Here is a 9,826-nt window from a genome sequence, read left to right as displayed (position 1 = left end):
ACATTAATGTAAGCACGTTCTACATTTTGAGTTAATGTTGTTTTGGCATCTAAAAGCGATAAGCGGGCCTGCTCAATGCCAATATTAGCCTTGGCAACATTTGTTTTGGTTACTTTTCTATCAAAAATCGGAATTGAAAGCGTTAAACCTAAGTTTTGGTAAAAACTATTATTAAGCTGATAGCCGTAGCCGCCGATATTATTATTGTTATAACCTGTATTTAGCGATCCACCTAAACTCAGCGTTGGACGTAAGGTAGATTTTGCTTTGGCCAGTTCGGTGGTTTGAAGCTGTATATTTAATTCTCCACTTTTAATTTCCGGACGGGTACGCAATGCCTGATCTTGTGCCGAAGCTAAATTATCCAATGCGGGGGCTACTACAACCGTATCGGTTGTACTTACTTCAAAAGGAGTAGCTGTAGGCAATTGTAACAGTTGCTTTAAGGTTAAAATATTTTGCTGTAAAGTATTTTGTGCAGTAATCAGAGTATATTTATCATTGGCGTAAGTAGCCTGTAACTGCAACAAATCTTTTTTGGCAATGGTTCCAAACTTATATTGTTGTTCTGATTGTTTAACCTGAGCCTCGCTGGTGGTTAACAGATCTTTTAAATAGGTGATGTTTTCTCTGGCCAATAAAATATTCAGATAAGCCTGGGTGATGGAGATGGTAATGTCGTTTTTGGCTGCTTCTACCGATAGATTTGCGGTCTGTAAGGTAAGTTCTTTAGCCTTGATGTCATTTTTTAAATAACTTCCATTGTACAGCGTCATATCTGAACTTAAGCCAAAACCACTGGTATTCTGTAAACCCGATTTATAATTGGTAATGGCCTGGGAAACATTTCCGGATAAATCTGGGAGTACCGCTGCTTTTGAAGCGATTAAATTTTGCTCTGCCGTTTGAGAACTCAGCTTTAAGGTATTGATGCTGATGTTTTTTTCTTTGGCATACTCGATAGCAGTTTTTAGATCCCAAACTTGTGGAATATCCTGAGCTTTGATTGCATAAGGCGCTACAAGCAAAATGAGTACGACAATATATTTGATGTATTTGCACATGGCGAATAAATTTTGTGTCTATAGAACTATTGAACACAAAAATATATCCGGTTAAGGCCACGTTTTAACAATTGAGACCAAAGGGGAAAATGCTGAGACGAAAGCTCAAAACTTTGAGATCACTCAAAATTTATGTTTTAATATAAGGTTTAGTCTGTCTGTTTTTTTGGACCATTTAAGGCATCTTATGTTAGTTGGATTTCACATTAAAGACATCGTCATGCTGAATTTATTTTACAAGTAGAAATAGTGTTTTCAATTGTCTTGTAGCTACTACGTGGTCAGCATCTTCCTGCAATAAAGACCCTGAAATAAATTCAGGGTGACGATCGCATATAGAATAATGGTGGATGTTAAACCGTTCGTAATACCGAGCCGGTTTCGTTTACAATTAAGGTATGGTTTACACCACATTTTAAAGCAAAATTATTTCGTTGGTGCCCCACGGGGAAATCAAAAGCAATGGGATAACTGTATTCTTTTACTTTTTCTAAAACGCTATCATAAATGGTTTTGCCGAATTCTTCGCCAACATCATCGGGTTTAACTTTAAAACCACCAACGATTAATCCCTTTAGATTTTTCAGTTTGCCACTGCGTTTTAGGTTCCACAACATTCTATCAATACTATAAAGGTATTCACCCGTATCTTCGATAAAAAGGATTTTACCTTTTGTATCTAAATCCGAATCGCTACCTGCCAAAGTTTCGATAATACTCAGGTTTCCGCCCACTAAAATGCCATCAACTTTTCCTTGTTGGTTATTTACGTTAGGAGGAGCGGTGTAACCCATTTGCTCACCGATTAAAGCATTTTTTACAGATAAAATCGTTTCAATCTGTATAGGTTCAGCTTTACTCCAATCATCAGGAAAACTATTGCACATTTTAGAATGGATAGAGGCAATGCCATAATTTTTGGCCAAATGGCAATGCAAAACGGTAATATCACTAAAGCCGATAATCCATTTGGGCTTTCTTTTAAATGATGAGAAATCTAATTTATCGATTATCCGTACAAAACCATAACCACCGCGGGCACACATAATAGCTTTAATTGTTGGATCATCGAGCATTTGCTGAAAATCAGCTAATCTCTCCTCATCTGTTCCACCATAGGTAAAATCGCGTTTGCCAATAGTATTGCCAACTTTTATGGTAAATCCCCAGCTTTGCATCTGTAAAACTGATGGTTGGATCTGTTCTTGTGTAATATACCCTGCAGGACTTGTAATCCCGATGGTATCACCAGGTTTTAAATAAGGAGGGATCTTAAATGATGAATTTTCGTTTTCAACGGTATTGGCGAGTGTTTTAAAAGCAGGAAGTACAGTTGCAGTCGCAATAAAAGAAGAAAGGAAATGTTTTCTGTTCATCTAAAATATGGATGTGATGTTGATTGGGCTAATATAGGATTTAAAATATTCGCATAAAAGAAAAGGGATTTATATCCATAAATCCCTTTTTTAAACCAAACAAATTAATCTGTAAAAGATTAGTATAATGTGAATTATATAAATAACCCAGAATGAAATAAAAAGTTTTGAGATTTTTTAAAAAAAATAAATCATATTCGACTACGAATTAAATTTTAAATTACCGTATCTGCTAAATAGCCCTGATGGAAAGGGAAATACTTTTGGCTTCGTTATATTGTATTAATGGATGCTTTCCAAAAAGATTAGAGTGCACAGCAGGAGCAGCCCAGTACGATGAGCACTGAAACTGTGCTTCTAAATAATCAAAAAGGTAGGATATTTAATCGAGATCCATCGCTGTACTACCATTGATGTTATTTTGTAATCATTTAAATATAAACGGTTTATGCGATTTTGTATTTCCGCCCAACTAGGCCGTAGCACCATATCCCCGTTCTACTTAAATCCAGTCTAACAAATTTTTCGGGCTGCACTGCCCAAGCCAACCTACTAACTTCGAAAGAAAAATTTTCAGCCGGTGTTTTTTGTTTTTTCATATGCTTTTATGTTTTCAACGGCATTCAAGCTAGCTACGCTGGTCTTTTTGATGCCAAAAAGAAAGAGCCTTTCGGCGGCGGTGAGCTGAGGCAAGAATGAGCCTCTGGGCAAAAAAAGGATACGCGTCATTCATATTGATTTTTATACAATAAATTATCCTTCAGGATGACAGCATCTACGTAAAAGGTAAAGGCTATCCATCGCGGATAGCCTTTGCTAACAACAAAACAAATATAAGATAACCAAATCTTGCCTGATTGAGCAGAATCAGGGTAAAGTGCTATGAGATACACTTTGCGGCCTAGTAATGGATTCGAACCATTGTAGAGAGTTTATGAAACTCCAACCTTCCAATCGGTCAACTGGCCCTGTTTTTATAATTGCTTTAATGCCAAATAATCTCTTAGTTCTAAAATCTGTTCTTTATTTAAGCTATCTTCATCCTTTACAAGCGCTGGCTCATCTGTTGCAGTTTGTAACGGATAAATGAGTTTCGGATATTCATCTATAGCTGGGTATTGAAAATAAATCGACATGATTTTAGCGTTTTAATTGTTCAACATATTTTTTGTTAATGATTAATGTTGAGCAAATATAGAAATAAGTATATAATATCTATGGATTTAGTAGTTTTTATTTTAAGAAATATTACAACTGTTTCATTTTCAGTAAAATAATTTTTAGAAGAGCCGTTGTTTTATTGGAGATACTGCCCTGAACTAAATAAACTGAATAGAAGAAGGCCCGATTTTCTTCAGCTAATAGTGGGTAGTAGAACTAGCGTAGGCATGAACTTGCAACATTCATTTCCAAGCCATTAAATTCAATTTCAGAAAAGCTAATTATTTTAAGGATATTTGCAGTTCAAACATTAAAATAGTAATTGTGTCTTTAGATAAATTAAAACTTAGCAAACCACTTGTAGCGGCCATGACTGATGCAGGATTTTTAACTCCAAAAGAAATCCAAGCCAGAACAATGTCGCGCATTTTAGGTGGACAAGATGTTATAGCGGTGGGACCGGAGGGTTCGGGAAAAACAACAACTTATGTTTTAGCTACTTTAATGAAGTTGAAATACGCTTTTGAGGAAGTACCAAGGGCTTTAATTTTAGTGCCTGATGCAGAACATGTTGACCATGTTCTGGAACAATTTAAATTATTGAACCGCAACAATACCTTCAGGATTTTGGGAATTGATAGCCGTGGTGCTGTTGATACACAGATGAATGAAATAACTGATGGTTGCGATATTATTGTTGCCRTACCGGATCGGGCTCGTGCTTTATATTTAAAACTAGGAAGTAATTCATGAGAAATTAAATCTGATGATTTCTCCTTTCATGAAAGATTCTACCACAACCATCGAGGTAGATGAAATAGGCGAAAAGCAGGCAGAAGTTTATCAGCAGATGCTTTATCAGGTGCCTAATTTCAGAACAAAGCTTAACCTGTTAACCTTATTATTAAACGATACCGAGGTTTTTGATAAAGTTGTGGTTTTTGTAAATACGCGCTTAACCGCACAAACAGTTTATAAAAACTTTAATCAGCATAAAGAAGGCGAGATCAGTATCTATCGCTCACTGTTTTTTGATGATAAAGGTTATGACGATATTGAAGACTTTAAGGATAACCCAGATGCAAGAGTTTTAATTGTTGCTAATGAGAATTTAGGAGAACTTAATATTGAGGGAATTCCTTTTATCTTGCATTTTGAATTGCCAGAGCAGAAAGAAACGTTAATTCAGCGCATTGTTAAACAGGGTGATGAAGATGCTGACCGAGGTGCAGCTTTTCACGAAAAGAAGGCCAGTAACTTAAAAAATTACAATTATAGTGCAGGCACAAAAGCCAAAATGACCTATAAGAATAAGAAAGGATTATCTTAATAAACATATGGTATGCCTTTTATATCAGATCTGCTAATAAAAGCCGTATAGGTGCAACTTAAAAGAAAATGTGCTCTCCAACCTGAGATTTATTTTCAGGTTGCACATACAAGTTACATCAGTCTGTAATCTGGAAATAGATTCGTGCGTCCCATATTTCCGGGGCAAAACAAATCCGACTTAAAACAACTTTAACTGCTCGTTCTTTGGTGGCTTTTCTTTCCCAAAAACTGTTCTGCCGCCATATTTCCAGCTTTCGGCACGTTCTTTTTGAATTACCTTTTCAAAATCCATATTAGGAACAAAATCTTTTTCCGCATTTCGCGCAATTTGATGCAATGATTTGATGGCTTGTTGTTTATCTGTGTTTCCAATCTTCGCTTTTTCAATTGCTTTCTGCAAAACACTTATGGTCTCATCATAAACATTTACCGGAACAGGGAAGGGATGTCCGTCTTTGCCGCCATGTGCAAAAGAATAACGGGCAGGGTCGCTAAATCGCGAAGGTGTACCATAAATCACCTCACTCACTAAAGCCATCGATTGTAAGGTTCTTGGCCCCATGCCTTCGAGTAATAATAATTCCTCAAAATCTCTCGGCTGCTTTTCCTGTGCAAGCCATAAAATACTTCCTAAACGTTTTAAATCTACATCTTTCGATTTTACCTCATGATGATCGGGCAATACCAATTTTTGTATTTCATTAAGCATTCTCACTGGCGATTCAGTTGTAATGCTCATCATACTCTGCCTCGTTTTATCAGCATCATTAGCCGTTAGATTTAAGATCTTCCCTTGATTAATGCCACAGATACCCGTATGCGGTTCTTCGACAAAAGATTTTAGGTTTTCAGAATGCCAATGGTATCTTCTTGCTGTCGAGCTACTATCGCTCATGCCTTGTTGCACCACTGCCCAATCGCCTTCGCTGCTTRAAATAAAACTATGAAGATACAATTGAAAACCGTCTTGAATGGCTGTATTGTCTACTTTTGCACTGAGTTTACTGGCCCGAACCAACGCTGTCCCATTTAAACCCGTTTTGTCGGCAATTTTTAAAAGTTCATTAGGCGTTTCTCTGCTGTGTTTTCCTTTGCCTCCGCAAATGTAAATTCCCAACTCTTTCGATAAGGGATTAATCGATTTCTTCAAAGCGCCCATTACCGATGTCGTAATTCCAGACGAATGCCAGTCCATACCCATTACAGCACCTAAACTCTGAAACCAAAAAGGATTGCTTAAACGGCGTATTACTTCTGCTTTACCATATTCTAATAGTATCGCTTCCGTTATAGCCAGGCCAAGTGTTGCCATACGCTGCGCCAGCCATGGTGGTACATGGCCATAATGTAGGGGTAAATCTGCGCTTCCTGATCTTTTCAATACTAACAAATTTAGTAAAATATTATTTAAAGTAAAGGCTTTATTTTATTGGCGATAGAAAGGGACTGACTTTAATAAAAGCGATTAACCGGTGTAAGCTAAACTTGATTGGAGTGAGCATGTCGATTTTTCACGGCATAAAACGGAAAGCAAGGCCGAACCTAACCTAATAATTACAACTATTGCTTTTCAGAAAAAACGATTGGTGATATTTTTTGTTATTTTGAGAAACAATAATACTAGCGAAGGCTCATTTTATACATGCGGAAATTCTTACAACGTTTACTTAGTGCTTGGATTATTCGCATGTCGAATAAATTTGGTTCAAGACCAAACCGTAAACGCATCCATGCAGCTTTAAATAAACTGTACAAAACCATCAACACAACACCTGGTAAACGTGGACTTATTTTTGATGTTGCCAATACTGATAAATTTATCGTTTTATCTGACCAGCATAAAGGTGCCCGTGATTATGCCGATGATTTTACTTTAGCTAAAAAGAATTATTTAAAGGCGCTCGAATACTATAACCAACAAGATTTCCATTATATTAATTTGGGTGATAGCGAGGAACTTTGGGAGAATTTGCTAGAATCTGTAATTAAACACAATCAGGCTACTTTCGAAGCAGAAAAAGCTTTTATTTCAAAAAACCATTTCACTAAAATATTTGGTAACCATGATTTATACTGGGATAATGATCCTTTAGCGGGATTTAACCTCAATAGAATTTACGGAACTAAAATCCATATTTACGAAGGTGCAATATTACGGATCACAGTGGGGGAAAGTAAGCTTGATATTTTCTTAACCCACGGCCATCAGGGCGATTTACAGAGTGACGGAAACTGGTTTAGCAAATGGTTTGTGAGTACAATATGGGCACCACTGCAATCATACCTCCAAATTAACCCGAATACACCAGCATACAGTAACCAACTTAAATACAAACCGGGTTACTTTAATAGCGGATGTTGTTGTTTTAGTGATGGCGATATGACTGGTATCGAAATCGAAAATGGCTTTATAAGATTAATAAAATGGTCGTACCATAGAAATGCTATTCCTGAAAGAATTTTGCTTGAAGAAATGAAACTCAGTGATTTATTAGATTTAAATCTATTTAATGGGTAGCGTTACGTAAAAAGTTGTACCTAAATTTTTTCCTTCGCTTTCTACCCACAACTTTCCCTTATGTATATCCACTAATGCATTTACAGTGATTAGTCCCAAGCCATAGGTGTTTTCCTGGTTTGTGCTTACAGAACTCAGCCGGGCGAATTTCATAAAAACTTTACCCAAGTCTTCTTCAGTCAGGCCCACGCCATTATCTTTTATCGCAATAGTCACCGCGTTTTCTGCCGTTTGATGGGTGATGTAAATCTTTTCCCCCATTGGTGAAAACTTGATGGCATTATTAATCAACTCACTAAAAACCATTGCTAATTTATCTGGATCAGCAAAAATTTCAACAGGCTCCTTAATATCAATTAAAACGATTTGATTTTTACGCTGAAGAGATAAATTGAGTCCTAGTTTTACATGTTCTAATATTTCCTTTAAATCTACTTTATCCTTCTTTGGCTTAAAAGAGTTGGCTTCTTTCCGGGCGGCACTTAAAATACCATTCAGATTATCAATCATTCTTTTCGATTGCGCATTAATCTTATTAGCAATTAATGCTGCTTTGTCATCAATCCCAGGAATTCGTCCCAGCAATTCAGATTGAAGTGAAATGGTCGTCATCGGGTTTTTAAGATCATGAATAAGCACATGTAAACGATCATCGTAGGCTCTGAAAGCTTTTCTAGCTGTAATTCTAGACTCCAGTTTTTCCATTACCATACCCGCTAAATGCTTCAGCATTTTTAGCTGCTGCTCTTCGGCTGTTTTAAATTTAGTGTCGGCAACATAAATCAGGCCGATATGATAACCTTCAGGCGAGCTGATTGGAGTAGAGGCAAAAAAAGTAAATGCTTCACTTTTTATAGGTAAACCGATTGATGATCCCAATTGAGCTTTCATAAAAATCTCCCCATCCGTCTGAAAACCGATACCTGCATTCGGAACATCAAATATTTCAGCAGCCAATTGTGCTATCTGATCAAAGGCACTTTCTGCAGGTGTACTTAAAATCTCGTAATATCTTAATTTCTCTAAACGCAAGGTTTCATCTGACGGAATCATATTATCTGCTTTTTCGTATTGCATTTAAGGTTTAATTTAATATATGAGGGTGAATAACTAAAGGTAAAAATTATGTGCAAATACTGTAAATAATATAAACAATTAAGTCGTAAATTTCGTTAATATAAAGTTGGAAGAAATAGGGACGAAGGCGTTAAATTACTACATAACAGCATAAATAATGAGATTATACATAGAACGTAAACCTGTTAAGGTTAACCCAGATACTAAAAGAGTTATCGCCCGTTTTTTTTTTAACGGAGAGGAAAGAGCATTAGAGGTAATCAGGAAGGTTTTAGAGTTTTCAGACGAAAAAGTTTTTTCGCTGATATCGCCCATATTACAGGAATATTCGAAAAGACATCGAAATATCACTAAAATTTTAACCCGCCATTGCAAAAAATTAAAAAAGCAGTTTATTGCCTTAGGTACTGAAATAGAAGATTTGGATGAATATACCAAGCTGCTTATAGGCGCTTATTTTACCCACGAATACTCTATTGAATCTGCCGCCTTTTTCAATCCCAGTATTGTAGACGACCCCGACCAAACCGATCTGGTAGAAGGCGAAAAGCGGGTAATCATTAGCTTTCGGGCTGTAGGTGAGGGGCATATTTCATCGATTGTTTTTAGGCGGGCTTTAATTGATAAAGACAATAATATCCAGGTTTTACCTGTTGGAAATTATGTTGATGAGGCTGAGGTGGTAAAAAATGCCATTTACGTAAAAAAACTATTCTTAAAAAAAGCAGCCTACGCGCAGATTGATCCTTCTGTATTAGAAGAAATTGAATCAAAACTGGATGATAAATTTGAATATACCAGTTTGAGCAATATCATTAAAGATTCTAAAAGTTTACATAAAGAAAATCCAACACGTTTAATCGAATATGATAAAATACTTTGGCTATCAGATACTTATCATACCATAACTTTTTCAAAAGATACCGATATTTCTGATCGTGTAATTTTTCCTATTTCAGAATTTGAACGTAAGGGGATTGAAGATGCTCGTTTTGTTAAATTTATTAAAGACGATGGCAAAGTATTATATTATGCCACTTATACCGCGTTTGATGGTTCTTTAATTATTCCCAAATTAGTACAAACCGAAGATTTTTACGAATTCAAAGTGATTCCGCTTTATGGCGATGGTGCACAAAATAAGAATCTGGCATTATTCCCACGAAAAATTAGAGGGAAATACGTGATGATGAGCCGGATAGATGGCTGGAACAACTACCTGATGTTTTCTGATAAAGTAAATGTTTGGGAAAACCCGGTTCTTTTAAAACAACCACGGTACGATTGGGAGCTGGTAC

Annotated in this window: 9 protein-coding genes; 4 read left to right on the top strand and 5 right to left on the bottom strand. The window is 36.3% G+C overall.

The window, feature by feature from the left end; all coding sequences use genetic code 11:
• From AC1DND_RS20925 to AC1DND_RS20915, 3 genes are all read right to left on the bottom strand, one after another.
• A partial coding sequence (locus AC1DND_RS20925; protein ID WP_477584568.1) for a TolC family protein occupies nt 1-1,064 on the bottom strand: 1,064 nt, incomplete at its 3' end.
• A 353-nt stretch (nt 1,065-1,417) separates the two neighbouring features.
• On the bottom strand, nt 1,418-2,440 hold the full coding sequence (locus AC1DND_RS20920; protein ID WP_477584567.1) for a S66 peptidase family protein: 1,023 nt from the start codon (nt 2,438-2,440) through the stop codon (nt 1,418-1,420).
• Nucleotides 2,441-3,414: 974 nt separating this feature from the next.
• Entirely contained in the window at nt 3,415-3,576 is a 162-nt protein-coding gene (locus tag AC1DND_RS20915; RefSeq protein WP_215128903.1) for a hypothetical protein, read from the bottom strand.
• Nucleotides 3,577-3,925: 349 nt separating this feature from the next.
• Here AC1DND_RS20915 and AC1DND_RS20910 point away from each other — a divergent pair, with 349 nt between their 5' ends.
• A complete protein-coding gene (locus AC1DND_RS20910; RefSeq protein ID WP_477584566.1) occupies nt 3,926-4,354 on the top strand; it encodes a DEAD/DEAH box helicase in 429 nt (142 codons plus the stop codon).
• A 13-nt stretch (nt 4,355-4,367) separates the two neighbouring features.
• Nucleotides 4,368-4,931, top strand: a complete 564-nt coding sequence (locus AC1DND_RS20905) for a hypothetical protein (RefSeq protein WP_477584565.1) — start codon at nt 4,368-4,370, stop codon at nt 4,929-4,931.
• Nucleotides 4,932-5,111: 180 nt separating this feature from the next.
• Here the strand turns inward: AC1DND_RS20905 and AC1DND_RS20900 are convergent, their stop codons facing one another.
• Nucleotides 5,112-6,314: a DUF763 domain-containing protein gene (locus AC1DND_RS20900; RefSeq protein WP_477584564.1), complete on the bottom strand. Its 1,203-nt coding sequence runs from the start codon at nt 6,312-6,314 to the stop codon at nt 5,112-5,114.
• A gap of 306 nt (nt 6,315-6,620) precedes the next feature.
• On the opposite strand from AC1DND_RS20900, the gene AC1DND_RS20895 reads away from it, so the two are divergent.
• Complete coding sequence (locus AC1DND_RS20895) at nt 6,621-7,451, top strand: metallophosphoesterase family protein (RefSeq protein ID WP_477584563.1); 831 nt, start codon at nt 6,621-6,623, stop codon at nt 7,449-7,451.
• Here AC1DND_RS20895 and AC1DND_RS20890 read toward each other — a convergent pair.
• Complete coding sequence (locus AC1DND_RS20890) at nt 7,437-8,528, bottom strand: sensor histidine kinase (RefSeq protein WP_477584562.1); 1,092 nt, start codon at nt 8,526-8,528, stop codon at nt 7,437-7,439. The genes AC1DND_RS20895 and AC1DND_RS20890 overlap by 15 nt on opposite strands.
• A gap of 157 nt (nt 8,529-8,685) precedes the next feature.
• Here AC1DND_RS20890 and AC1DND_RS20885 point away from each other — a divergent pair.
• Nucleotides 8,686-9,826 (top strand): glycoside hydrolase family 130 protein (locus AC1DND_RS20885; RefSeq protein ID WP_477584561.1); only part of this gene is annotated, 1,141 nt, incomplete at its 3' end.

Source organism: Pedobacter sp. 01N416 (genome assembly GCF_056399685.1).
Note: the sequence above shows the minus strand (reverse complement) of the source record. Positions and strands in the feature narration are given on the sequence as shown.

Bases quoted from the DNA above. Each gene is read 5' to 3' on its own strand.
- AC1DND_RS20895 (WP_477584563.1), top strand. From the start codon at position 6,621: ATGTCGAATAAATTTGGTTCAAGACCAAACCGTAAACGCATCCATGCA.
- AC1DND_RS20905 (WP_477584565.1), top strand. From the start codon at position 4,368: ATGATTTCTCCTTTCATGAAAGATTCTACCACAACCATCGAGGTAGAT.
- AC1DND_RS20920 (WP_477584567.1), bottom strand. From the start codon at position 2,440: ATGAACAGAAAACATTTCCTTTCTTCTTTTATTGCGACTGCAACTGTA.
- AC1DND_RS20915 (WP_215128903.1), bottom strand. From the start codon at position 3,576: ATGTCGATTTATTTTCAATACCCAGCTATAGATGAATATCCGAAACTC.
- AC1DND_RS20890 (WP_477584562.1), bottom strand. From the start codon at position 8,528: ATGCAATACGAAAAAGCAGATAATATGATTCCGTCAGATGAAACCTTG.